This window comes from Kingella oralis (assembly GCF_014054985.1).
GTDB lineage: Bacteria > Pseudomonadota > Gammaproteobacteria > Burkholderiales > Neisseriaceae > Kingella_B > Kingella_B oralis.
The window spans coordinates 2,168,002-2,187,737 of record NZ_CP059569.1 but is presented as its reverse complement, the minus strand read 5'-3'; the positions used below and the strand labels follow the sequence as shown (position 1 = coordinate 2,187,737).

The window sequence follows — 19,736 nt, the reverse complement described above, 5'->3', positions numbered from 1 at the left end:
CGTTAAGGCAGCCTGAAAACAAAATTTACGCTTGAAAAATATAAACTTCTGTTGGAAAGCGCGAATAAATATGATATAGTGCGCGACTTGGCATTCGTGCCAAGTAAATTTTTGTCCATTTAAGATTGCTCAATCGCAAGCAATCCCTTTGTCAAACAAGGAAATAATCATGGCTTTAGGTCTGGTTGGACGCAAAGTAGGCATGACTCGCGTGTTTACAGAACAAGGTGCATCTGTTCCTGTAACCGTGTTGGAAATGACTGCTAACCGCGTTACCCAAGTAAAATCCAAAGAAACGGATGGCTATGCGGCCGTTCAAGTTACCTTTGGTGAGAAAAAAGCAAACCATGTAAACAAAGCAGAAGCTGGACACTTTGCAAAAGCAGGTGTTGAGGCGGGTCGCGGTTTGCACGAGTTTGTTGTTTCTGAAGAAAAAGCAGCTGAATTGAAAGCTGGCGATGTAATCACTGTATCTCTGTTTGAAGTGGGTCAATTGGTTGATGTAACAGGCACATCCAAAGGTAAAGGCTTCTCAGGTACGATTAAACGCCACAATTTCGGTGCGCAACGCACTTCGCACGGTAACTCACGTTCGCACCGTGTTCCGGGTTCTATCGGTATGGCACAAGACCCTGGTCGCGTGTTCCCTGGTAAACGCATGGCTGGTCAGTATGGCAACACCAAATCAACTGTTCAGCATTTGGAAATTGTACGCGTTGATGAAGAACGCAATCTGCTGTTGGTTAAAGGTGCCGTTCCTGGCGCGGTAAACAGCAATGTTGTGGTTCGCCATAGCGTTAAGAAAGCAGGTGCGTAATGGAATTAAAATTGATTGATGCAAAGGGTCAAGTTTCAGGCAGCGTTGCTGCGTCTGATGCTTTGTTTGCCCGTGAATACAATGAAGCATTGGTTCACCAGTTGGTAGTTGCATTCTTGGCGAATGCCCGCTCTGGTAACCGCGCTCAAAAAACACGCGCAGAAGTTAATCACTCTACCAAAAAACCATGGCGTCAAAAAGGTACAGGTCGTGCCCGTTCCGGTATGACTTCATCTCCATTGTGGCGCAAAGGTGGTCGTGCATTCCCTAACAAACCCGATGAAAACTTCACTCAAAAAGTAAACCGCAAAATGTATCGCGCTGGTATGGCGACTATTTTGTCGCAACTGGTTCGCGATGAGCGTTTATTTGTAATTGAGAGTTTGTCTGCTGCAACACCTAAAACCAAAGAATTTGCTGAACAAGTGAAAAATTTGGGTATGGAGCAAGTGTTGTTTGTTACTAAACAGCTAGATGAGAACGTATATTTGTCTTCACGCAATTTGCCTAATGTATTGGTGTTAGAGGCAACACAAATTGACCCATACAGCTTGTTGCGCTACAAAAAAGTAGTGATAACAAAAGAAGCAGTTGCACAGTTAGAGGAGCAATGGGTATGAATCAACAACGTTTGATGAAAGTGATTTTGGCTCCTGTTGTAACTGAAAAAAGCAACTTGGTTGCCGAAAAACGCAACCAAATGGTGTTCAAAGTGTTGAAAGACGCAACTAAAACTGAAATTAAAGCGGCAGTTGAATTGCTGTTTAATGTAAAAGTTGCCTCTGTAACGACCACTACCACAAAAGGCAAAGTGAAACGCTTTGGTCGTACATTGGGTCGTCGCAGCGATGTGAAAAAAGCCTATATCAGCTTGGTGGCTGGTCAAGAGCTGGACTTAGAAGCCGCAGCCGCTGCTGCAGATAAGGAATAAGCATGGCTATCATAAAAATGAAACCAACTTCTGCTGGCCGTCGCGGCATGGTTCGCGTGGTAACAGAAGGTTTATACAAAGGTGCAGCTTATGCTCCTTTGCTGGAAAAGCAAAGCTCTACCGCGGGTCGTAATAACAATGGTCACATTACTACGCGCCATAAAGGCGGTGGTCATAAACACCATTACCGCGTTATTGATTTTAAACGAAATAAAGACGGTATTTCTGCAAAAGTAGAGCGTATTGAGTATGATCCTAACCGCACTGCGCATATTGCATTGTTGTGTTATGCCGATGGCGAGCGTCGTTACATTATCGCTCCGCGCGGTGTTCAAGCTGGCGCTACATTGGTATCAGGTTCAGAAGCTGCAATCAAAGTAGGCAATGCTTTGCCTATCCGTAATATTCCTGTAGGTACAACAATTCACTGTATTGAAATGAAGCCAGGTAAAGGCGCGCAAATTGCCCGTTCTGCTGGTGCTTCTGCGGTATTGTTGGCAAAAGAAGGTATTTACGCTCAAGTTCGCTTGCGTTCTGGCGAAGTTCGTCGTATTCATGTTGATTGCCGTGCTACTATCGGTGAAGTAGGTAACGAAGAGCAAAGTCTGAAAAAAATCGGTAAGGCTGGTGCGAACCGCTGGCGTGGTATACGGCCAACCGTACGCGGTGTGGTAATGAACCCAGTAGATCACCCGCATGGTGGCGGTGAGGGTCGCACGGGTGAGGCTCGTGAACCTGTTAGTCCATGGGGTACACCTGCTAAAGGTTATCGTACTCGTAACAACAAACGCACAGACAACATGATTGTTCGTCGTCGTTATTCAAATAAAGGCTAATTGACATGGCTCGTTCATTGAAAAAAGGTCCATACGTTGACCTGCACTTATTGAAAAAAGTGGATACGGCTCGTGCCACTAACGACAAACGACCAATCAAAACATGGTCACGTCGTTCAACTATTCTGCCTGATTTTATTGGTTTGACTATTGCTGTTCATAACGGTCGCACTCATGTGCCCGTATTTATCAGCGATAATATGGTTGGTCATAAATTGGGTGAATTCTCATTGACTCGTACCTTTAAAGGTCATTTGGCTGATAAAAAAGCTAAGAAATAATAAGGTGAAATATGAGAGTATCTGCACAACACAATAATGCCCGCATTTCTGCTCAAAAAGCCCGCTTGGTGGCAGACATGATTCGTGGTAAAGACGTTGCCCAAGCTCTAAATATCTTGGCATTCAGCCCTAAAAAAGGTGCTGAATTGATTAAGAAAGTTTTGGAGTCGGCTATTGCCAATGCTGAGCATAATAATGATGCTGACATTGATGAATTGAAAGTGGTTACAATTTTTGTAGACAAAGGTCCCAGCCTGAAACGCTTTCAAGCTCGTGCAAAAGGTCGTGGCAACCGCATTGAAAAACAAACTTGTCATATTCATGTGACAGTAGGCAATTAAGGAACAACAATGGGACAAAAGATTCATCCAGTTGGCTTCCGTTTAGCCGTAAACAAAGACTGGTCTTCAAAATGGTTTGCTAAAAGCACTGATTTTGCAACTGTTCTCAAACAAGATATTGATGTACGCGAATATTTAAGCAAACGCTTGGCTAACGCATCGGTCGGTCGTATTGTAATTGAACGCCCTGCTAAATCTGCTCGTATTACTATTCATTCGGCTCGTCCAGGTGTAGTAATTGGTCAAAAAGGCGCAGATATTGAGATCTTGAAGCAAGATTTGGAAAAATTATTGGGTGTTGCTGTTCACGTTAATATTGAAGAAATTCGCAGACCAGAATTGGATGCTCAAATTATTGCCGATGGAATTGCGCAGCAGTTAGAAAAACGTGTTCAATTCCGTCGTGCAATGAAGCGGGCAATGCAAAATGCAATGCGTGCTGGTGCAAAAGGCATCAAGATTATGACTTCTGGTCGTTTGAATGGTGCAGACATTGCGCGTAGTGAGTGGTATCGCGAAGGTCGCGTACCCTTGCATACATTGCGTGCCGATGTGGACTATGCGACCAGCGAAGCTCTGACAACTTATGGCATTATCGGTTTAAAAGTATGGGTTTACAAAGGCGAAATGGGTCAAGTTCAAGCTCAGCCTGAACGTGAAAATCGCCGTAGTAACAGAAAGGGTGGTAGAAATGCTACAGCCAACTAGACTAAAATATCGCAAACAGCACAAAGGTCGCAATACAGGTATTGCTACTCGTGGTAACACAGTAAGTTTCGGTGATTTTGGCTTAAAGGCGGTTGGACGTGGTCGTTTAACTGCTCGTCAAATAGAAGCTGCACGTCGTGCTATGACTCGCCATATTAAACGTGGTGGTCGTATTTGGATTCGCGTGTTTCCTGATAAGCCAATTACTGAAAAACCAATTCAAGTTCGTATGGGTGGTGGTAAAGGCAATGTAGAGTATTATATTGCTGAAATTCAGCCTGGTAAGGTGTTGTATGAAATGGATGGTGTAAATGAAGCTTTGGCTCGTGAAGCATTTGCTTTGGCTGCAGCTAAACTGCCAATTCCAACCACATTTGTAACAAGACAGGTGGGTAAGTAATAATGAAAACCAATGAGTTGAAAGAGAAATCAGTAGAGCAACTAAAAGAAATTTTAGTCGATTTACTGAAGCAGCAATTCAGTTTGCGCATGCAGCATGCTACTGGTCAATTGGGGCAAACTAGCGAAATAAAACGAGTGCGCCATGCTATTGCTCGTGTAAAAACTATTATCTCTGAAAAAGGTGTCCAATAATGAGTACTGAAAAAACTGTTCGTACTTTGCAGGGCAAAGTAGTAAGCGATAAGATGGATAAAACTGTAACAGTGTTAATTGAACGAAAAGTAAAGCATCCGTTATATGGCAAAATTATCCGTCGTTCTACTAAAATTCATGCTCACGATGAGCAAAACCAATATGGAATTGGTGATGTTGTAGTGATTCAGGAATCGCATCCTTTGTCTAAAACTAAATCTTGGGTAGTTAAGGAATTAGTAGAAAAAGCACGTACTGTCTAATGGGAGTTGAAAGGATTTAATGAGTGAAATTTACTAGGTGATAGCAAAAGTAAATTTCACTTTCTTTCTTACCTGCATTAAGCTGCAAAAGCAAAGAATATTGGAATATTTTTGCTATTTTGTGGCAGTGCTTGCAAACATAAAAAAACATGGTATAATACCCAACTTCTTTTGACCCTTTCGGGGTACTCCTCTTTGAGGGCCAAAACTGGTTTATTCTTTTAGATCTTGGTGATTATTCTGGATCGTTTTGCGGGATGTTGCAATAAACTAAGTTGGATTTTTAAAGGTTATTTAAACATGATTCAAATGCAAACTATTTTGGATGTTGCTGATAATTCTGGTGCGCGTCGAGTAATGTGCATCAAGGTGATTGGTGGGTCCAAGCGTCGCTATGCAAATGTTGGTGATGTTATTAAGGTGGCGGTGAGAGACGCTAGCCCACGGGGGCGTGTGAAAAAAGGTGATGTTTATAATGCTGTTGTGGTTCGCACTGCAAAAGGCATTCGTCGTCCTGATGGCGCACTAATTAAGTTTGATAATAATGCGGCGGTGTTGTTGAATAATAAACTTGAGCCTATGGGCACTCGGATATTTGGACCGGTAACACGTGAGTTGCGCACGGAGCGTTTTATGAAGATTGTTTCATTGGCTCCCGAGGTGTTGTGAGCTTTAGGAGTTTGTAATGAATAAGATTATTAAAGGCGATCAGGTTGTTGTTGTTGCTGGTAAAGATAGTGGCAAGCAAGGTAGGGTGATTCGCGTATTGGGTAATAAAGTTGTTGTGGAAAATATTAATATTGTTAAGCGGCATCAAAAGCCTAATCCTATGCGCAATATTGAGGGCGGCATTATTATTAAAGAGATGCCAATTGCGATTTCAAATGTCGCCATTTTAAATCCTAATACAAAAAAAGCTGATCGTGTTGGGATTAAAATGGTTTTTGTTGATAGTAAAGTGAAGCGCGTTCGCGTATTTAAGTCAGATGGCATGGAAATTCCTGCTGTTAATCGTGGAGCATAATCAAAATGGCACGTTTACAAGACTTTTATAAAAATATGGTTGTACCAGAATTGGTGAAACAGTTTGGTTATAAAACAATCATGGAAGTTCCACGTATTGAGAAAATCACTTTGAATATGGGGGTTGGTGAAGCAGTTGCTGATAAGAAAATTATGGAGTATGCAGTTGGTGATTTGCAAAAAATATCAGGTCAGAAGCCAGTAGTAACTGTTGCACGTAAATCTATTGCGGGCTTTAAGATTCGAGATAATTATCCAATAGGTTGCAAAGTTACTTTACGCCGAGAGAGAATGTTTGAATTCTTGGATCGTCTGGTAACTATTGCTTTGCCTCGCGTACGTGATTTTCGTGGTGTGAGTAGTAAGTCGTTCGATGGAAGTGGTAACTATAATATGGGTGTTCGTGAGCAAATTATTTTTCCAGAAATCGAATATGATAAAATTGACACGTTGCGTGGGTTGAATATCACTATTACAACCACAGCAAAAACTGATGAAGAGGCCAAGGCCTTGCTGTCATTGTTTAAATTTCCATTTAAAGGTTAATTATGGCTAAGAAAGCACTTATTAATCGTGAAGTGAAGCGTATTGCACTTTCTAAAAAATATGCTGCAAAGCGCGCAGCTATTTTTGCAATTATTGATAATGCAAGTGCAACAGAGGAAGAGCGTTTTGGAGCTCGTCTGCAACTTCAATCAATTCCTCGTAATGCTGCTCCAGTTCGGCAGCGGCGGCGCTGTGCTATCACTGGGCGTCCACGTGGCGTGTTTAGAAAATTTGGTTTGGGGCGCATTAAGATTCGTGAGATTGCTATGCGTGGTGCAATTCCTGGTGTTATTAAAGCCTCTTGGTAATAGGAGTATAAAAAATGAGTATGCATGATCCTATTTCCGATATGTTAACCCGTATTCGTAACGCTCAGCGTTCAGGTAAGGTTTTTGTAATTATGCCTTCTTCAAAATTAAAATGTGCTATTGCAAATGTATTGAAGGCTGAGGGTTATATTGAGGATTTCTCCGTATCTGATGGTAATAAGCCTGAATTATCTATTATCTTAAAATATTATTTGGGTAGTCCTGTTATTGAACAAATTAAGCGCATTTCGCGTCCAGGGCTTCGTATTTATAAAGGAGTAAATGATATTCCTTTGGTGATGAATGGATTGGGAATAGCTATTGTTAGCACTTCGCAAGGTATCATGACAGATCGCAAGGCACGCAGTTTGGGTGTTGGTGGCGAATTGTTATGTGTTGTTGCTTGAGGTTGGAGGAGATTGTTGAAATGTCTCGTGTAGCAAAGAATCCAGTAGTAATTCCTGCTGGAGTTGAAGTAAATTTTGAAGTAAATGCATTAGTTGTTAAAGGTAAAAATGGAACTTTATCTCTCAACTTAACTGGCGACGTAAAAGTTGAGTTGAGGGATGGGCAGTTAATTTTTTTACCTAGTAATGATAGTAAACAAGCAAATGCGATGTCTGGTACCATACGTGCATTAGTTGCTAATAGTGTAAAAGGGGTATCGGAGGGTTTTGAGAAAAAATTGCAATTGGTTGGTGTGGGTTACCGTGCTCAGGCCCAAGGCAGAGTTTTAAACCTGTCATTAGGGTTTTCTCATCCTGTTGTACATGAAATGCCAGAAGGTGTTACAGTATCAACTCCTTCTCAAACTGAAATTGTGTTAACTGGTGCAGATAAGCAAGTTATAGGACAAGTTGCAGCTGAGATACGCGCCTATCGTCCTCCTGAACCTTATAAGGGCAAAGGTGTGCGTTATGCTGGTGAGACTGTAGTTATGAAAGAAGCTAAGAAGAAATAATAATTTGAGGTTACTGTTATGAATAAGAAAGCTGCAAGGCTGCGTCGTTCACGCAAGACACGCGCAAAAATTTCAGATTTAAAAATGATACGGCTATGTGTATTTCGCACTAATAATCATATTTATGCTCAAATCATTGATTCGAATGGAGCTAATGTGTTGGCATCAGCGTCTACTGTGGATAAAGAGATCCGGAATCATATAAAATCTGGAGGCAATGTGGAATCAGCCTCAATTGTAGGTAAGTATATTGCAGAAAGAGCTAAATCGGCAGGTATTGAGCAAGTTGCTTTTGATCGTTCGGGTTTTCAATATCATGGACGAATAAAAGCATTAGCAGAATCCGCTCGTGATAATGGATTGAGATTTTAAAGATTCTAGGGGCTAAAATATAATGGCAAAACATGAAATTGAAGAGCGTAATGACGGTCTGATTGAGAAAATGGTTGCTGTAAATCGCGTGACAAAGGTCGTTAAAGGTGGTCGTATCATGGCGTTTTCTGCATTGACTGTAGTTGGCAATGGGGATGGGCAGATTGGTATGGGAAAAGGTAAATCTCGTGAAGTACCAGTTGCTGTTCAAAAGGCAATGGATCAAGCGCGGCGCAGCATGGTTAAAATTCCATTAAAAAATGGAACTATATATCATGAAGTGCTTGGTAAGCATGGAGCAACGAAAGTTTTTATTCAGCCTGCGAAAGAAGGTAGTGGAATTAAGGCAGGTGGTCCAATGCGATTAGTGTTTGAGGTCATGGGGGTCCACAATATTTCTGCCAAAGTGCATGGGTCAACAAATCCGTATAATATTGTTCGTGCTACTTTAAACGGATTGGCGCAGTTGTACACTCCATCTGAGATTGCTGCAAAACGTGGTTTAACAGTAGAAGAAATTTTGGGAATTGAATAATGGCAGAGCAAAAAACTATTAGAGTTACATTGGTGAAAAGTTTAATTGGAACTATTGATACTCATAAAGCATGTGCACGTGGTTTAGGTTTGCGCCGTCTGCAGCATACAGTAACTGTTTTAGATACTCCTGAAAATAGGGGCATGATTAATAAAATTAGCTATTTATTAGATGTGGAGTTGTAATATGTTTTTAAATACAATTCAAAATTCTTTAGGTACTTGTATTGCACGGCGAGTAGGCCGTGGTATTGGTAGTGGTTTGGGTAAAACTTGTGGTCGAGGGCATAAAGGACAAAAAAGTCGTGCAGGTGGGTATCATAAGGTTGGTTTTGAGGGAGGGCAAATGCCATTGCAACGTCGCTTGCCTAAAAGGGGTTTTAATTCACTATCTGCTAAATCTAATGCGCAAATTACATTAAAAGATTTAGATTCTTTATGTGTTGACAGTATTGATTTAATTATTTTAAAACAAGCCGGTTTGATTCCAGAGGGCATTAAATCAGTTAAAGTAATCTCTTCTGGAAATATAAAAAGATCGGTTTTGTTAAGAGGTATCCAAGTAACAAAAGGGGCAAAAAGAGAAATTGAAGCGGCTGGCGGGAAGATTGAATAGGATCTTATAAAGTGGCGGCAAAACTATTTCTTTCAAAGCAATCGAAATTGTGGTCCAATCGGGAATTTAGAAGTAGAGTAATATTCTTACTGGGATCGTTGATGGTGTTTCGTATTGGTTCACATATTCCCGTACCTGGTGTTGATGCTAATGCTTTAGCGCAAGTGTATCAACAAGGAGCAAATGGAAGTATATTAAGTATGTTTAATATATTTTCTGGGGGAGCGTTGGAGCGATTTAGTATTTTTGCAATCGGTATTATGCCTTATATATCTTCATCAATTATTATGCAGTTGGCAAGTGAAATACTTCCTACTCTTAAGAATATGAAGAAAGAGGGAAATGTAGGGCGTAAACTTATTACTAAATATACGCGCTTAGGTACAGTTCTTTTGGCAGCAATACAGAGTATTGGTGTTGCTACGTTTGTATTGAGTCAAAAAATAGTTGTAATAAGTCCTTTTGAGTTTTATATTTCTACGGTAACTTGTTTAGTTGGTGGGACGATGTTTTTAATGTGGTTGGGTGAGCAAATCACAGAAAGAGGCATTGGGAATGGTATTTCATTACTTATAACGGCAGGAATTATTTCTGGGATACCTTCTGCGATAACTTTACTGAATAATTTAGCTCAAGAGCGCCCATTATTGGCTGTATCGCTTTTGTTTGTGGTTTTGTTGTTAGTTCTAGGTATTGTTTTTATTGAGAGTGCACTTAGAAAAGTTCCGATTCAATATGCTAAGCAACAAAATGCAAATGGGCATTCTCTCAATAATAGCGTTGCTCATATTCCGTTTAAATTAAATATGGCTGGGGTCATACCGCCTATTTTTGCATCTAGTATCATTATGCTCCCTTCCATGTTGTTAAATTGGTTGAATCCTGGAAGTTCTGCCGTTGGTAAGGTCTTGTCTATATTACGACATGGGCAAATAGCATATATGATAGTATTTGCTGCTACTATTATATTTTTTTGTTATTTTTACACGGCACTTGCGTTTAGTCCTCGGGAGATAGCAGAAAATTTGAAAAAAGGTGGGGCTTTTGTGCCAGGTGTTAGACCAGGAGATAAAACAGCACAGTATTTAGAGAATGTTGTTTTAAGATTGACGTTATTTGGGGCGTTATATATTGCTTTTGTTTGCCTTTTGCCTGAGGTTTTAACATCTTTTGTTGGGGTGCCATTTTATTTGGGGGGTACTTCACTATTGATATTGATAGTTGTTGTAATGGATTTTAATACTCAGATAATGTCATATCGTGTTACTCAGCGATATGAGGGTCTAGTTTCGAGTAGAAGTGGATTAAAATGACATGGCAAAAGAAGATGTAATACAGATGCAGGGTGAGGTTATTGAAACTTTGCCTAATGCAACTTTTAGAGTGAAGCTAGAAAGTGGTCATGAAGTAATTGGTCATATATCTGGGAAGATGAGAATGCACTATATTCGAATATTGCCGGGTGATAAAGTGACTGTTGAAATGACTCCATATGATTTGACACGAGCTAGGATTGTTTTTAGGGCTCGGTAGATATTTTATTAAGGATAAGTTATGCGTGTGCAACCATCTGTAAAACCAATTTGTCGAAATTGTAAGGTAATACGGCGTAATCGAGTGGTTCGTGTAATTTGCACTGATCCGCGGCATAAGCAACGTCAAGGTTAATCTTACAACTATACTAATTTTCTTAATGAGTAAGGAATAAATTATGGCTCGTATAGCAGGGGTTAATATCCCGAATAATGCTCATATCGTAATTGGTCTTCAGGCTATTTATGGTATTGGGTCGACCCGTGCCAAGATGATATGTGAAGCTGCTGGAATTTTAGGTAGTCACAAAGTCAAAGATTTGGACGAAAAACAATTAGAAACTCTTCGTGAAGAGGTTGCTAAGTATGAAGTTGAAGGTGACTTGCGTCGTGCAGTGACAATGAATATTAAACGGCTTATTGATATGGGCTGTTATCGAGGTTTCCGTCATCGTCGTGGACTTCCTTGTCGTGGCCAGCGCACACGTACCAATGCTCGTACACGTAAAGGACCTCGTAAAGCAATTGCAGGTAAAAAATAAGGAAAGTAAATAATGGCTAAAGCAAACACAGCTTCACGTGTACGAAAAAAAGTGCGTAAAACCGTGAGTGAAGGTATTGTGCATGTTCATGCATCATTTAACAATACAATTATCACAATTACAGATCGTCAAGGAAATGCGTTATCTTGGGCTACTTCTGGCGGTGCGGGTTTTAAGGGCTCACGTAAAAGTACACCATTTGCTGCTCAGGTAGCGGCAGAATCTGCTGGTAAAGTTGCCCAAGAGTATGGTGTTAAAAATTTGGAAGTTCGTATAAAGGGACCAGGTCCTGGTCGGGAATCTTCTGTGCGTGCACTCAATGCTCTTGGTTTCAAGATTACCAGTATCACAGATGTTACTCCGTTACCTCATAACGGATGCCGTCCATCAAAAAAACGTCGTATTTAATGGAGTAATTTAAGCATGGCACGTTATATTGGTCCTAAATGTAAACTGTCGCGTCGCGAAGGTACTGATCTGTATTTAAAAAGCGCACGTCGCTCTTTAGATTCTAAATGCAAAATGGAAGCCGCACCAGGTCAACATGGTGCAAAAAAACCCCGTCTTTCTGGCTATGGTCTTCAGTTACGCGAAAAACAAAAAATTCGTCGCATCTATGGTGTATTGGAGCGTCAATTTCGTCGTTATTTTGCAGAAGCAGACAGAAGAAAAGGTTCAACTGGTGAGTTGTTACTGCAACTGCTAGAGTCTCGATTAGATAATGTTGTTTATCGCATGGGGTTTGCTTCAACGCGTGCGGAGGCCCGTCAACTTGTTTCTCATAAAGCAATAATGGTAAATGGGCAGGTTGTCAATATTCCATCTTTCCAAGTAAAAGCTGGTGATGTTGTTGCTATTCGAGAAAAAGCAAAAAAACAAGTTCGTATTCAGGAAGCAATGGGTTTAGCCACTCAAATCGGTTTGCCAAGTTGGGTTTCTGTTGATGCGACAAAACTAGAAGGTACTTTTAAAAATGTACCTGATCGTGCTGAGTTGTACAGTGATATTAATGAACAGCTGGTGGTAGAGTTCTACTCTAAATAAAACTGGCGCAGTAAGGGGTAGTTAAATGCAAAATAGCACTTCCGAATTTTTGAGACCTCGCCAAATTGATGTTGATGCCTTATCACCAACACATGCAAAAGTTTCTATGCAACCATTTGAGCGCGGTTTTGGACATACTTTGGGTAATGCTTTGCGCCGTATCTTACTGTCATCAATGAATGGTTTTGCACCAACTGAAGTAACAATTGCAGGTGTTTTGCATGAGTATTCCACCTTAGATGGTGTTCAAGAAGATATTGTTGATATTTTATTGAATATTAAGGGTGTGGTATTTAAGCTTCATGGCGGTAGTACAGAGGCTGTTATTACATTAAAAAAAGAAGGTTCAGGTGTAGTAACAGCTGCTGATTTTGAGTTGCCTCACGATGTTGAAATTATCAATCCAGAACAAGTTATTTGTCATTTGGCCGCAAATGGCAATATTGATATGGAGGTTAAGGTAGAACAAGGTCGTGGATATCAGTCGGTTGCTGGTAGGAAAGCTGCAAAAGAGCAAACTAAAATTGGCTCTATTCAATTGGACTCAAGTTTTTCACCTATTAGCCGTGTTAGCTTTGAAGTTGAAGCAGCTCGCGTTGAACAAAGAACAGATTTAGATAGTTTAGTTTTAGATATTGAAACAAATGGCTCAATTGAACCTGAGGAAGCGGTTCGAGCTGCTGCCCGAATTTTGATTGACCAAATGTCAATATTTGCTGATTTGGAAGGTACGCCAATTGAAGTTGAAGAAGAAAAAGCGCCTCCAATTGATCCTGTTCTGTTGCGCCCTGTAGATGATTTGGAATTAACCGTTCGTTCAGCAAACTGTTTGAAGGCAGAAGATATTTATTACATCGGTGATTTGATTCAACGTACTGAAACTGAGTTGTTAAAAACACCTAATTTGGGTCGTAAATCCTTAAATGAGATTAAGGAAGTTTTGGCATCTAAAGGTTTAACTTTGGGTTCTAAACTGGAATCTTGGCCTCCCGCTGGATTAGAAAAACCCTAGGCTTTAAAGTTTAAAGGATAATTGATATGCGCCATCGTCATGGTAATCGCAAATTAAATCGTACTAGTAGCCACCGTGCAGCTATGCTGCGTAATATGGCAAACTCTTTGTTAACGCATGAAACCATTGTAACTACTCTGCCCAAAGCAAAAGAATTGCGTCGTGTGGTTGAGCCTTTGATTACTTTGGGTAAAAAACCATCGTTAGCCAATCGCCGTTTGGCGTTTGACCGCACGCGCGACCGTGATGTTGTGGTTAAGCTATTTGGCGACTTGGGTACACGCTTTGCTTCTCGCAATGGTGGCTATATTCGTATTTTGAAATATGGCTTCCGTAATGGTGACAATGCGCCTTTGGCGTTGGTTGAGCTAGTAGATAAAGCTGTTGAGTAAGATAAAAGTAAGTTATTGCTTGATTAAAGCCGAGCTGGTTTCAGTTCGGCTTTTTCTCAAATCAATGTAATTTTTGTTAGGAATAGGTATGGTTAATTTATATCAGATATTAGGTTTGCCCTATTCGGCAACAAGCGATGAGATTCAGGCTGCCCTTGAACGGAAGCAAGCAGCTCTTAATGCTAAAACAGTGAAAGCTGTTACCGAATGGTTGTTGGTGGATAGTGTGCGTACACGCTATGATGCAAAATTGCGCCAAGAGCAGCCTGAATTTTTCCAGTCTGTAATGGTTGAAAGAGAAACGCCATCAACCCTAAGCCTGCAAAAAAATGAAACGCCCGAAGCGCAACCAACTCTTCAAGTGGCAGAAGAAGAGTATTACGTTCCCCAGCTTTGGAATCCTACCGCTGCGGCAATTTGGGCATTCTTTTTATCACCCATATTAGGGGCTTGGCTGCATGCCATTAACTGGCGAGAATTGGGGGAAAAAAAATTAGCTGAACAGAATATGTATTTTGTCTGGGGAACAGTCGCATCGGGCTTTGTGCTCATGCTCATAGAGGCGGTTGCTAATATTGAGTTTCCCGCTGTTGCGAGTAGTACTGCTATTTGGGCAGCATGGTTTTTTCCTTTAGGCAAAAAGCAAATTGATTTTGTGCGTAACGAAGTAAATGATGATTATGACAAGAAAAAATGGGGCAAACCAATCGGGCTAACCATTTTGGGTTTGTGTGCCTATGTTGCTGCACTTATCGCTTTTGCTTTTTTACTGGTTATCGCTGGCGTGATGCGACTGACCGCTTAATAAAAAACGGTGTGATGATTCACACCGTTTTGCGTTTTCAGGCTGCCCCAATCAATCATGCACGCGCAGCAATTCCACTTCAAACACCAAGGTTGCGTGTGGCGGAATCACGCCGCCTGCGCCGTGTGCGCCATAACCCATTTCGGGCGGAATGGTCAGCTTGCGTTTGCCGCCTTCTTTCATGCCGTCAAAGCCTTCATCCCAGCCCTTAATCACTTGCCCCACGCCCAGCGTAAGGGTTAAAGGCTGGTGGCGGTCTAAGCTGGAATCAAATTTCGTGCCATCGGCGAGCCAGCCGGTGTAATGCACGGTAATCTTCTTGCCCTTCTGCGCCAATTGGCCCTCGCCCGCTTGCAGGTCTTCAATAATCAAACTCATGTTTCGCCTTTCTGATTGCGTTGAAAAGCCGCAAGCGTATCACAAAACCGCTTTTCAGGCTGCCTGCATTTGTTTACAATCAAAAAACGATTATTTCACAACAAGATAACGTTTTCAGGCTGCCCAATCCGTCCCGCAAAGGCAGCCTGAAACCCGAAAGGAAAGCATTATGATGAACTGGCAGCAACTCATGTCGCCCACCCGTTTTCAAATCGACGAACATGGCACCATCTCCGCCGTGCCGCCCAAAGCGCACACGCCCTACCGCACCCCCTTTCACACCGACTACGACCGCGTGGTCTTTTCCAACGCCTTTCGCCGGTTGGGGCGCAAAACCCAAGTGCATCCGCTCGCCAAAAACGACCACACTCACAACCGCCTCACCCACAGCGTAGAAGTCGCCAGCGTGGGGCGCAGTTTAGGCAATCTGGTGGGCGAACTGTTGCGCGCCGAACAGCAACTGCCGCCCAATCTCTCGCCCAACGACCTTGCCACCACCGTGCAAACCGCCTGCCTTGCCCACGACATCGGCAACCCGCCCTTCGGACACACCGGCGAAGATGCTTTGCGCGATTGGTTTAGGCAGCCTGAAAACGCCCTGTACACCGCCACGCTCCCCCCCGCGCAACGCAGCGACATCCAAACCTACGAAGGCAATGCCCACAGCCTGCGCCAAACCGCCAGCATTGAAATGTATCGCAATCGCGGCGGCATGCGCCTCACCGCCGCCGGCTACGGTGCGCTGCTCAAATACCCGTGGACAAGCAGCAGCCCGCAAGGGCAACGCAAATTCAATATCTACCAAACCGAGTTGCCGCTGATGACCCGCATCGCCGCCGAGCTGGGGCTGCCTGAAATCGCCGCCAACCATTGGGCGCGCCATCCCTTGTCTTACCTGATGGAAGCCGCCGACGACATCTGCTACGCCCTGATGGACTTGGAAGATGCCGTGAGCCTAGATTTGCTGCACCACCAAGAAATCGCCGACATCCTCGCCCCGCTCGTTGCCCCCGAAGCCACCCAACACGCCACCAGCCCGCGCGAACGCACCGCCATGATGCGCGGCATCGGCATCGGCGCGGCGATTGACGGCATCGCGCAAACCTTCATCAGCCACCACGCCGCCCTGCTCCACGGCGATTTTCAAGGCAAAGACCTGATTGAACAAAGCCCCGTCGCCGTGCACGAAGCATTGCAAAACGCCAAAACGCTCGCCCGAGAGCGCATTTTCCGCCACCGCGTGAAAGTAGAATTGGCGGCGTTTTCCTGCATCGCCTCCATGCTGGATTTGCTTGTACCCGCCGCCCACGCGCTGATTATTTCGGGCAACTGCAAAAAGCAGCACAAACTCGCATTAAGCCTGCTGGAAAACGACCCGATTACCGAACGCGACAGCTTGTATTTGGCGTATATGAAAATTTTGGATTTTATCGGCGGCATGACCGACAACTACGCCGCCCGCATCGCGCAAGAAATATCAGGCATCAGCATGGTGTAATAATATCTGCAATGAAAACATAATATTGTCGAATGGGTGCGAAATTGTGCTTTACAAGGCAGGGATTGCTCTGTATTATTCGCGCTTTCTTGACTTGCATTGAGATTAAATTGGATATGCAAATACGCACCCGTAGCTCAGTTGGATAGAGTATCTGGCTACGAACCAGAGGGTCGGGCGTTCGAATCGCTCCGGGTGCGCCAAGAAATCTATTTTTAGACGCGCCCATCGTCTAGCGGTTAGGACATCGCCCTTTCACGGCGGTAACGGGGGTTCGATTCCCCCTGGGCGTGCCAAGTTTTCAAAACCTGCTTCAAACCTGTTTAGGTTGAAGCAGGTTTTGTTTTGCGCGCTCTGCGCTGTATGGGTTTGGGTTTAACGGTTGCCGCGGCGTTAGATAAATGCCGCCGTAAACCTTAATACTGTTTTCTGTTTTCAGGCTGCCGATTGCATCCGCATGGGTAGCCTGAAATTCAAAGATTCAAAAGAATGCCTATTTATTTAAGCCGCCTGCCCGCCGAAGTGCAAATATTCGTGTAGAAAGCGGAAAGCCGTGCGCTCAGGGCATGACGGCAAACTCAAGCGATAACGGCAGCCGCAGCAGCAAGGGCGGCAATGATGATGCCGGCAACGTGCTGTTTGGTTGGGCGCTCGATGCTCTGATTGTATTTGAATCAAACCCCTGCAAACCGCGTGTAATCGGTTTGGCAGGGGTTTTGTTATGCGGGGGTGGTTTTCAGGCTGCTCTTTGGTTTGGGCTTTGAGGCAGCCTGAAAACGGGGATAAGGCTTTTCAGGCTGCCTAATCTATCCAATTCAACACCGTACGCCCCGCGTGCAGCAGGCGGTAGATAAACAGCGAGTAGCTTTCTTCAATGAAAAATTTCCAGCGGGCCTGCTCGGATGCTTCGGTGTAGCGGCTGGTGGGCGTGGGCGACGGGGTGGCGGGGATGCCGAGATCGCGGGCGATGGCGATGGCGCGCGCCATGTGGTAGGGGTCGCTCACGATGATGACGTGGTGCAGTTTGTGTTTTTGCATCAGCAAGCGGGTATTGACGAGGTTCTGATAGGTGTCTTTGGAGCGGGTTTCGTAGATGATGTCGTGGCTGGGGATGCCTTGTTTGAGGGCGAATTTGCGGGCGACTTCGCCTTCGCTGGGGTAGCCTTCTTTGCGCGTGCCGCCTGTGAAGATGAGTTTTTCCACACGTTCGGATTGATACAGGGCGATGGCGTGGTTGATGCGCTCGCGGAACACGGGCGAGGGCTTGTCGCCCCATGCGGCTGCGCCTAAAACGACGGCGGCATCGGCGTGTTTGGGCAGCGCGGCGGGGGCGTGGGCGTATTGGTAGACTTGCCATGCGCACCATGCTTGCAGGGCGAAAATGCTGAGGATGCTGAGCAGGAAGCCGTAGCGCAGATAGCGCAGGGTGGATTTTTGCGGCATGGCGGGTTAAACGGGTCGGGTGGATTTTCAGGCTGCGCTAGTTGCCATCGGCAGCCTGAAAATCGGGGTTTGGCGGGCTGTCGGATGATGGCGGATGCGGCGCTGGCCGGGTTTGGCAACTGAGGTTCCAGATGGAGGGCGTGCATTGCAGATGCCCGATGTATTGCAGCTTGGCAACGGGGGCGATGGTGGCGATGTCGTCTTCGCGCATGTGCAGGATGTCGGATGGGTCCACCCATTGCGGTTGGACGGTGGTGAGCGGTTTGCCTGCGCGGTTGAAGGCTTCGATGACTAATTGCGAACAAAACAGCCGCTTGCTGCCGAGCGAGGGGACGGTGATGGTGGCGAGCGCGTTGAGACACAAATGGCGCATGGCGCGGGGGATAACGGGCAGTTCGCAGGCGTTTCGCGCGATGGAAAACGGGGCTTGCAGCGCGATGCCGAGGTGGTTGTAGCCGCTGCCGTTTTTTTCTTGGGCAAAGGCAATGATGGCTTGGATGTTTTCGGGGGTTAAATCGGGGCGGCGAAAGGCAACGGTGAGATTGGTTTCTTGGAGCGTGTCGGCGAGCGGGCGGATGCGCGTGCCGCTGCCCACGGCTTCGGCGATGTTGCCGTCGCCCAAATAGATAAACGAATGGCTCACGGCGGCGTTACTGAACACGCGGATGCCCAGCGAGCGGATGCTGCCCTCGGAAGAAAACAAAATATCGCCTGCGCGCAAATCGCTCGGACGGATAAAGGTTAAGCCGTTTTCAGGCAGCGTGCTGTTGCGCACGCTTTGCAGACGCAGCGCGGTTTTGCCGTTGTCGCTGCGGCGAATGTGCCATTCGGTGGCGCAGGCGCAAAGCAGGAGTGCCGTAATCAACAGGAGAGCGCGATACATTTTCAGGCTGCCTTAATTAACAAAGTGGCTTAAACAAGATGGCTTATTGTGGCAAAACAAGGGGCGCAGCGCAATGGCTGGCGGTGGCAAAAGGCAGCCTGAAAACGGCTTGTGCTACAATCGTGGCTTTTCCACACTATGAACAAGGATGATTGCCATGAAAAAATGGTTTTGGATTATGCTGGCGGGCTTGGCGTTGGCAGGTTGCGCTTCGTCGGGCGACAGCGACGATTTGGGGATAGACCCCAACACAGGCGTGAGCGCGGAGCATTTGACCGAATTTGTGTAACGCGAAATGATTTCAGGCTGCCTTTGTGGTGAATAATAGGCAGCCTGAAAACCGATAACAGCAAGGAATACCATGATTGTTTCCCTAGACATTGATGCGCAAAAAACCTTTACCCCGCTTTGCCCTGCCGAATTGCCCGTGCACGAAGGGCATCGGATTGCGGCGGAACTCAACGCCCAAGCGCGGCTTGCCCAGCTGCGCGTGATGAGCAAAGACGCGCACAGCCCCGCCGCCCGCTGGATTTGCGCCAGCCATGCCGAGCAACTGCGCCCCACAGGCTTGCCCAACGCGCGCGAGGCTTGGGTGGCGCACGCCATTGTTGGCACGCAAGGCTTTGAATTGCTGGACGAATTGCCACCCGTTGCCGCCTACGATTTTTGCGTGTGGAAAGGCGTTGAGCCCGATATGCACCCCTACGGCGCGTGTTATCACGATTTGGCGGAAAAATTGAGCACGGGGCTGATTGAATGGCTGCGCGACAAGGGCGCGACGGTGTTGCTGGTGGGCGGCTTGGCAACGGATTATTGCGTGAAAACCACGGTGTTGCAGCTTTTGCGCGGCGGCGATTGGCAAGTGCTGGTGAATAGGGCGGCGTGCCGTGGCATCGCGGCGGACACGGTGGCAGTGGCGTGGCGTGAAATGCAGGTGGCGGGCGCGGTGGTGTTAGACGATGCGGCGGCGATGGCGGCGTATTTGCGGGAGCGGGGCGAGATAAGGTAAAGGCAGGTGGCTGCGGCAGCCTGAAAACGGCAACGGCACATCGCGCCGCCGCGCCATTTTGGATTTC

The 19,736-nt window shown here is 45.2% G+C and carries 35 protein-coding genes and 2 tRNA genes; 34 read left to right on the top strand and 3 right to left on the bottom strand.

Going from position 1 to position 19,736, the window contains the following annotated elements; translation table 11 throughout:
* Positions 1 to 169 precede the first annotated feature (169 nt).
* The 29 genes from rplC to H3L93_RS11650 all read left to right on the top strand — a co-directional run bounded on the left by rplC (position 170) and on the right by H3L93_RS11650 (position 14,458).
* Positions 170 to 817, top strand: coding sequence for a 50S ribosomal protein L3 (gene rplC, locus H3L93_RS11790; protein ID WP_003795890.1), 648 nt, complete (start codon positions 170 to 172; stop codon positions 815 to 817).
* Entirely contained in the window at positions 817 to 1,437 is a 621-nt protein-coding gene (rplD, locus tag H3L93_RS11785; protein ID WP_003795892.1) for a 50S ribosomal protein L4, read from the top strand. The genes rplC and rplD overlap by 1 nt, the downstream gene beginning before the upstream one ends.
* Complete coding sequence (gene rplW / locus H3L93_RS11780) at positions 1,434 to 1,748, top strand: 50S ribosomal protein L23 (RefSeq protein ID WP_182077689.1); 315 nt, start codon at positions 1,434 to 1,436, stop codon at positions 1,746 to 1,748. Before rplD ends, rplW begins: the two co-directional genes overlap by 4 nt.
* A 2-nt stretch (positions 1,749 to 1,750) precedes the next feature.
* A complete protein-coding gene (gene rplB, locus H3L93_RS11775) occupies positions 1,751 to 2,584 on the top strand; it encodes a 50S ribosomal protein L2 (RefSeq protein WP_040558515.1) in 834 nt (277 codons plus the stop codon).
* Between the two features lie 5 nt (positions 2,585 to 2,589).
* The gene (gene rpsS / locus H3L93_RS11770) at positions 2,590 to 2,865 is read left to right on the top strand and encodes a 30S ribosomal protein S19 (protein ID WP_040558517.1); all 276 of its coding nucleotides are present in this window, start codon (positions 2,590 to 2,592) and stop codon (positions 2,863 to 2,865) included.
* Positions 2,866 to 2,876: 11 nt separating this feature from the next.
* On the top strand, positions 2,877 to 3,206 hold the full coding sequence (rplV, locus tag H3L93_RS11765) for a 50S ribosomal protein L22 (RefSeq protein WP_003795898.1): 330 nt from the start codon (positions 2,877 to 2,879) through the stop codon (positions 3,204 to 3,206).
* Between the two features lie 9 nt (positions 3,207 to 3,215).
* On the top strand, positions 3,216 to 3,914 hold the full coding sequence (gene rpsC / locus H3L93_RS11760) for a 30S ribosomal protein S3 (protein ID WP_003795900.1): 699 nt from the start codon (positions 3,216 to 3,218) through the stop codon (positions 3,912 to 3,914).
* Complete coding sequence (gene rplP, locus H3L93_RS11755; protein WP_040558519.1) at positions 3,898 to 4,314, top strand: 50S ribosomal protein L16; 417 nt, start codon at positions 3,898 to 3,900, stop codon at positions 4,312 to 4,314. The genes rpsC and rplP overlap by 17 nt, the downstream gene beginning before the upstream one ends.
* A 2-nt stretch (positions 4,315 to 4,316) precedes the next feature.
* Positions 4,317 to 4,508 carry a 50S ribosomal protein L29 gene (gene rpmC, locus H3L93_RS11750; protein ID WP_003795904.1) on the top strand — a complete coding sequence of 64 codons (192 nt, stop codon included), beginning with the start codon at positions 4,317 to 4,319 and terminating at the stop codon, positions 4,506 to 4,508.
* On the top strand, positions 4,508 to 4,771 hold the full coding sequence (gene rpsQ, locus H3L93_RS11745) for a 30S ribosomal protein S17 (protein WP_003795905.1): 264 nt from the start codon (positions 4,508 to 4,510) through the stop codon (positions 4,769 to 4,771). The genes rpmC and rpsQ overlap by 1 nt, the downstream gene beginning before the upstream one ends.
* 300 nt (positions 4,772 to 5,071) lie before the next feature.
* Positions 5,072 to 5,440: a 50S ribosomal protein L14 gene (rplN, locus tag H3L93_RS11740; protein WP_003795908.1), complete on the top strand. Its 369-nt coding sequence runs from the start codon at positions 5,072 to 5,074 to the stop codon at positions 5,438 to 5,440.
* Between the two features lie 16 nt (positions 5,441 to 5,456).
* Positions 5,457 to 5,795: a 50S ribosomal protein L24 gene (gene rplX, locus H3L93_RS11735; RefSeq protein WP_182077688.1), complete on the top strand. Its 339-nt coding sequence runs from the start codon at positions 5,457 to 5,459 to the stop codon at positions 5,793 to 5,795.
* A gap of 5 nt (positions 5,796 to 5,800) precedes the next feature.
* Positions 5,801 to 6,340 carry a 50S ribosomal protein L5 gene (rplE, locus tag H3L93_RS11730; protein ID WP_003795912.1) on the top strand — a complete coding sequence of 180 codons (540 nt, stop codon included), beginning with the start codon at positions 5,801 to 5,803 and terminating at the stop codon, positions 6,338 to 6,340.
* Positions 6,341 to 6,342: 2 nt separating this feature from the next.
* A complete protein-coding gene (gene rpsN, locus H3L93_RS11725; RefSeq protein ID WP_081446098.1) occupies positions 6,343 to 6,648 on the top strand; it encodes a 30S ribosomal protein S14 in 306 nt (101 codons plus the stop codon).
* A 14-nt stretch (positions 6,649 to 6,662) separates the two neighbouring features.
* A complete protein-coding gene (gene rpsH, locus H3L93_RS11720; RefSeq protein ID WP_040558526.1) occupies positions 6,663 to 7,055 on the top strand; it encodes a 30S ribosomal protein S8 in 393 nt (130 codons plus the stop codon).
* Positions 7,056 to 7,075: 20 nt separating this feature from the next.
* Positions 7,076 to 7,609, top strand: coding sequence for a 50S ribosomal protein L6 (gene rplF / locus H3L93_RS11715; protein ID WP_040558528.1), 534 nt, complete (start codon positions 7,076 to 7,078; stop codon positions 7,607 to 7,609).
* Between the two features lie 18 nt (positions 7,610 to 7,627).
* A complete protein-coding gene (gene rplR / locus H3L93_RS11710) occupies positions 7,628 to 7,981 on the top strand; it encodes a 50S ribosomal protein L18 (protein WP_040558531.1) in 354 nt (117 codons plus the stop codon).
* Between the two features lie 22 nt (positions 7,982 to 8,003).
* Positions 8,004 to 8,516, top strand: coding sequence for a 30S ribosomal protein S5 (rpsE, locus tag H3L93_RS11705; RefSeq protein ID WP_003795921.1), 513 nt, complete (start codon positions 8,004 to 8,006; stop codon positions 8,514 to 8,516).
* Complete coding sequence (rpmD, locus tag H3L93_RS11700) at positions 8,516 to 8,701, top strand: 50S ribosomal protein L30 (protein ID WP_081446099.1); 186 nt, start codon at positions 8,516 to 8,518, stop codon at positions 8,699 to 8,701. Before rpsE ends, rpmD begins: the two co-directional genes overlap by 1 nt.
* Before the next feature lies 1 nt (position 8,702).
* Positions 8,703 to 9,131 (top strand): 50S ribosomal protein L15, encoded by a 429-nt coding sequence (gene rplO / locus H3L93_RS11695; RefSeq protein ID WP_040558533.1) that lies wholly within the window; start codon positions 8,703 to 8,705, stop codon positions 9,129 to 9,131.
* Between the two features lie 101 nt (positions 9,132 to 9,232).
* A complete protein-coding gene (gene secY, locus H3L93_RS11690; protein ID WP_246314022.1) occupies positions 9,233 to 10,444 on the top strand; it encodes a preprotein translocase subunit SecY in 1,212 nt (403 codons plus the stop codon).
* Between the two features lies 1 nt (position 10,445).
* Positions 10,446 to 10,664, top strand: a complete 219-nt coding sequence (gene infA, locus H3L93_RS11685; RefSeq protein ID WP_003795927.1) for a translation initiation factor IF-1 — start codon at positions 10,446 to 10,448, stop codon at positions 10,662 to 10,664.
* A gap of 21 nt (positions 10,665 to 10,685) precedes the next feature.
* Entirely contained in the window at positions 10,686 to 10,799 is a 114-nt protein-coding gene (gene rpmJ / locus H3L93_RS11680; RefSeq protein WP_002642304.1) for a 50S ribosomal protein L36, read from the top strand.
* A 43-nt stretch (positions 10,800 to 10,842) separates the two neighbouring features.
* Positions 10,843 to 11,205 carry a 30S ribosomal protein S13 gene (rpsM, locus tag H3L93_RS11675; protein WP_040558536.1) on the top strand — a complete coding sequence of 121 codons (363 nt, stop codon included), beginning with the start codon at positions 10,843 to 10,845 and terminating at the stop codon, positions 11,203 to 11,205.
* Positions 11,206 to 11,217: 12 nt separating this feature from the next.
* Complete coding sequence (gene rpsK / locus H3L93_RS11670; protein WP_003795931.1) at positions 11,218 to 11,613, top strand: 30S ribosomal protein S11; 396 nt, start codon at positions 11,218 to 11,220, stop codon at positions 11,611 to 11,613.
* 15 nt (positions 11,614 to 11,628) lie between these two features.
* On the top strand, positions 11,629 to 12,249 hold the full coding sequence (rpsD, locus tag H3L93_RS11665; RefSeq protein WP_040558539.1) for a 30S ribosomal protein S4: 621 nt from the start codon (positions 11,629 to 11,631) through the stop codon (positions 12,247 to 12,249).
* A 25-nt stretch (positions 12,250 to 12,274) separates the two neighbouring features.
* On the top strand, positions 12,275 to 13,261 hold the full coding sequence (locus H3L93_RS11660) for a DNA-directed RNA polymerase subunit alpha (RefSeq protein WP_040558540.1): 987 nt from the start codon (positions 12,275 to 12,277) through the stop codon (positions 13,259 to 13,261).
* A gap of 26 nt (positions 13,262 to 13,287) precedes the next feature.
* The gene (gene rplQ, locus H3L93_RS11655) at positions 13,288 to 13,653 is read left to right on the top strand and encodes a 50S ribosomal protein L17 (RefSeq protein ID WP_040558542.1); all 366 of its coding nucleotides are present in this window, start codon (positions 13,288 to 13,290) and stop codon (positions 13,651 to 13,653) included.
* 88 nt (positions 13,654 to 13,741) lie between these two features.
* Positions 13,742 to 14,458 carry a J domain-containing protein gene (locus tag H3L93_RS11650; RefSeq protein ID WP_003795943.1) on the top strand — a complete coding sequence of 239 codons (717 nt, stop codon included), beginning with the start codon at positions 13,742 to 13,744 and terminating at the stop codon, positions 14,456 to 14,458.
* 51 nt (positions 14,459 to 14,509) lie between these two features.
* On the opposite strand, the gene H3L93_RS11645 is transcribed toward H3L93_RS11650, so the two are convergent.
* The gene (locus tag H3L93_RS11645; protein WP_003795946.1) at positions 14,510 to 14,836 is read right to left on the bottom strand and encodes an FKBP-type peptidyl-prolyl cis-trans isomerase; all 327 of its coding nucleotides are present in this window, start codon (positions 14,834 to 14,836) and stop codon (positions 14,510 to 14,512) included.
* A gap of 169 nt (positions 14,837 to 15,005) precedes the next feature.
* On the opposite strand from H3L93_RS11645, the gene H3L93_RS11640 reads away from it, so the two are divergent.
* The 3 genes from H3L93_RS11640 (at position 15,006) to H3L93_RS11630 (ending at position 16,630) form a co-directional block, all read left to right on the top strand.
* On the top strand, positions 15,006 to 16,334 hold the full coding sequence (locus H3L93_RS11640; RefSeq protein WP_003795949.1) for a deoxyguanosinetriphosphate triphosphohydrolase: 1,329 nt from the start codon (positions 15,006 to 15,008) through the stop codon (positions 16,332 to 16,334).
* A gap of 126 nt (positions 16,335 to 16,460) precedes the next feature.
* A tRNA-Arg gene (locus tag H3L93_RS11635) sits at positions 16,461 to 16,537 on the top strand.
* Between the two features lie 18 nt (positions 16,538 to 16,555).
* Positions 16,556 to 16,630 (top strand) — tRNA-Glu (locus tag H3L93_RS11630).
* A gap of 505 nt (positions 16,631 to 17,135) precedes the next feature.
* Here H3L93_RS11630 and H3L93_RS11625 read toward each other — a convergent pair.
* Positions 17,136 to 17,777 carry a YdcF family protein gene (locus tag H3L93_RS11625; RefSeq protein ID WP_003795953.1) on the bottom strand — a complete coding sequence of 214 codons (642 nt, stop codon included), beginning with the start codon at positions 17,775 to 17,777 and terminating at the stop codon, positions 17,136 to 17,138.
* Positions 17,778 to 17,814: 37 nt separating this feature from the next.
* Entirely contained in the window at positions 17,815 to 18,660 is an 846-nt protein-coding gene (locus H3L93_RS11620; protein WP_003795955.1) for a C40 family peptidase, read from the bottom strand.
* A gap of 157 nt (positions 18,661 to 18,817) precedes the next feature.
* Between H3L93_RS11620 and H3L93_RS13395 the strand changes: the two genes are divergently transcribed.
* Together H3L93_RS13395 and H3L93_RS11615 are read left to right on the top strand one after the other, a co-directional pair.
* Positions 18,818 to 18,949 (top strand): hypothetical protein, encoded by a 132-nt coding sequence (locus H3L93_RS13395; protein WP_281365000.1) that lies wholly within the window; start codon positions 18,818 to 18,820, stop codon positions 18,947 to 18,949.
* A 72-nt stretch (positions 18,950 to 19,021) separates the two neighbouring features.
* On the top strand, positions 19,022 to 19,669 hold the full coding sequence (locus H3L93_RS11615; protein WP_003795958.1) for an isochorismatase family protein: 648 nt from the start codon (positions 19,022 to 19,024) through the stop codon (positions 19,667 to 19,669).
* Positions 19,670 to 19,736 lie beyond the last annotated feature (67 nt).

Coding starts and splice junctions, on each gene's coding strand:
- rplC (WP_003795890.1), top strand. CDS start 170: ATGGCTTTAGGTCTGGTTGGACGCAAAGTAGGCATGACTCGCGTGTTT.
- rplD (WP_003795892.1), top strand. CDS start 817: ATGGAATTAAAATTGATTGATGCAAAGGGTCAAGTTTCAGGCAGCGTT.
- rplW (WP_182077689.1), top strand. CDS start 1,434: ATGAATCAACAACGTTTGATGAAAGTGATTTTGGCTCCTGTTGTAACT.
- rplB (WP_040558515.1), top strand. CDS start 1,751: ATGGCTATCATAAAAATGAAACCAACTTCTGCTGGCCGTCGCGGCATG.
- rpsS (WP_040558517.1), top strand. CDS start 2,590: ATGGCTCGTTCATTGAAAAAAGGTCCATACGTTGACCTGCACTTATTG.
- rplV (WP_003795898.1), top strand. CDS start 2,877: ATGAGAGTATCTGCACAACACAATAATGCCCGCATTTCTGCTCAAAAA.
- rpsC (WP_003795900.1), top strand. CDS start 3,216: ATGGGACAAAAGATTCATCCAGTTGGCTTCCGTTTAGCCGTAAACAAA.
- rplP (WP_040558519.1), top strand. CDS start 3,898: ATGCTACAGCCAACTAGACTAAAATATCGCAAACAGCACAAAGGTCGC.
- rpmC (WP_003795904.1), top strand. CDS start 4,317: ATGAAAACCAATGAGTTGAAAGAGAAATCAGTAGAGCAACTAAAAGAA.
- rpsQ (WP_003795905.1), top strand. CDS start 4,508: ATGAGTACTGAAAAAACTGTTCGTACTTTGCAGGGCAAAGTAGTAAGC.
- rplN (WP_003795908.1), top strand. CDS start 5,072: ATGATTCAAATGCAAACTATTTTGGATGTTGCTGATAATTCTGGTGCG.
- rplX (WP_182077688.1), top strand. CDS start 5,457: ATGAATAAGATTATTAAAGGCGATCAGGTTGTTGTTGTTGCTGGTAAA.
- rplE (WP_003795912.1), top strand. CDS start 5,801: ATGGCACGTTTACAAGACTTTTATAAAAATATGGTTGTACCAGAATTG.
- rpsN (WP_081446098.1), top strand. CDS start 6,343: ATGGCTAAGAAAGCACTTATTAATCGTGAAGTGAAGCGTATTGCACTT.
- rpsH (WP_040558526.1), top strand. CDS start 6,663: ATGAGTATGCATGATCCTATTTCCGATATGTTAACCCGTATTCGTAAC.
- rplF (WP_040558528.1), top strand. CDS start 7,076: ATGTCTCGTGTAGCAAAGAATCCAGTAGTAATTCCTGCTGGAGTTGAA.
- rplR (WP_040558531.1), top strand. CDS start 7,628: ATGAATAAGAAAGCTGCAAGGCTGCGTCGTTCACGCAAGACACGCGCA.
- rpsE (WP_003795921.1), top strand. CDS start 8,004: ATGGCAAAACATGAAATTGAAGAGCGTAATGACGGTCTGATTGAGAAA.
- rpmD (WP_081446099.1), top strand. CDS start 8,516: ATGGCAGAGCAAAAAACTATTAGAGTTACATTGGTGAAAAGTTTAATT.
- rplO (WP_040558533.1), top strand. CDS start 8,703: ATGTTTTTAAATACAATTCAAAATTCTTTAGGTACTTGTATTGCACGG.
- secY (WP_246314022.1), top strand. CDS start 9,233: ATGGTGTTTCGTATTGGTTCACATATTCCCGTACCTGGTGTTGATGCT.
- infA (WP_003795927.1), top strand. CDS start 10,446: ATGGCAAAAGAAGATGTAATACAGATGCAGGGTGAGGTTATTGAAACT.
- rpmJ (WP_002642304.1), top strand. CDS start 10,686: ATGCGTGTGCAACCATCTGTAAAACCAATTTGTCGAAATTGTAAGGTA.
- rpsM (WP_040558536.1), top strand. CDS start 10,843: ATGGCTCGTATAGCAGGGGTTAATATCCCGAATAATGCTCATATCGTA.
- rpsK (WP_003795931.1), top strand. CDS start 11,218: ATGGCTAAAGCAAACACAGCTTCACGTGTACGAAAAAAAGTGCGTAAA.
- rpsD (WP_040558539.1), top strand. CDS start 11,629: ATGGCACGTTATATTGGTCCTAAATGTAAACTGTCGCGTCGCGAAGGT.
- H3L93_RS11660 (WP_040558540.1), top strand. CDS start 12,275: ATGCAAAATAGCACTTCCGAATTTTTGAGACCTCGCCAAATTGATGTT.
- rplQ (WP_040558542.1), top strand. CDS start 13,288: ATGCGCCATCGTCATGGTAATCGCAAATTAAATCGTACTAGTAGCCAC.
- H3L93_RS11650 (WP_003795943.1), top strand. CDS start 13,742: ATGGTTAATTTATATCAGATATTAGGTTTGCCCTATTCGGCAACAAGC.
- H3L93_RS11645 (WP_003795946.1), bottom strand. CDS start 14,836: ATGAGTTTGATTATTGAAGACCTGCAAGCGGGCGAGGGCCAATTGGCG.
- H3L93_RS11640 (WP_003795949.1), top strand. CDS start 15,006: ATGATGAACTGGCAGCAACTCATGTCGCCCACCCGTTTTCAAATCGAC.
- H3L93_RS11625 (WP_003795953.1), bottom strand. CDS start 17,777: ATGCCGCAAAAATCCACCCTGCGCTATCTGCGCTACGGCTTCCTGCTC.
- H3L93_RS11620 (WP_003795955.1), bottom strand. CDS start 18,660: ATGTATCGCGCTCTCCTGTTGATTACGGCACTCCTGCTTTGCGCCTGC.
- H3L93_RS13395 (WP_281365000.1), top strand. CDS start 18,818: ATGAAAAAATGGTTTTGGATTATGCTGGCGGGCTTGGCGTTGGCAGGT.
- H3L93_RS11615 (WP_003795958.1), top strand. CDS start 19,022: ATGATTGTTTCCCTAGACATTGATGCGCAAAAAACCTTTACCCCGCTT.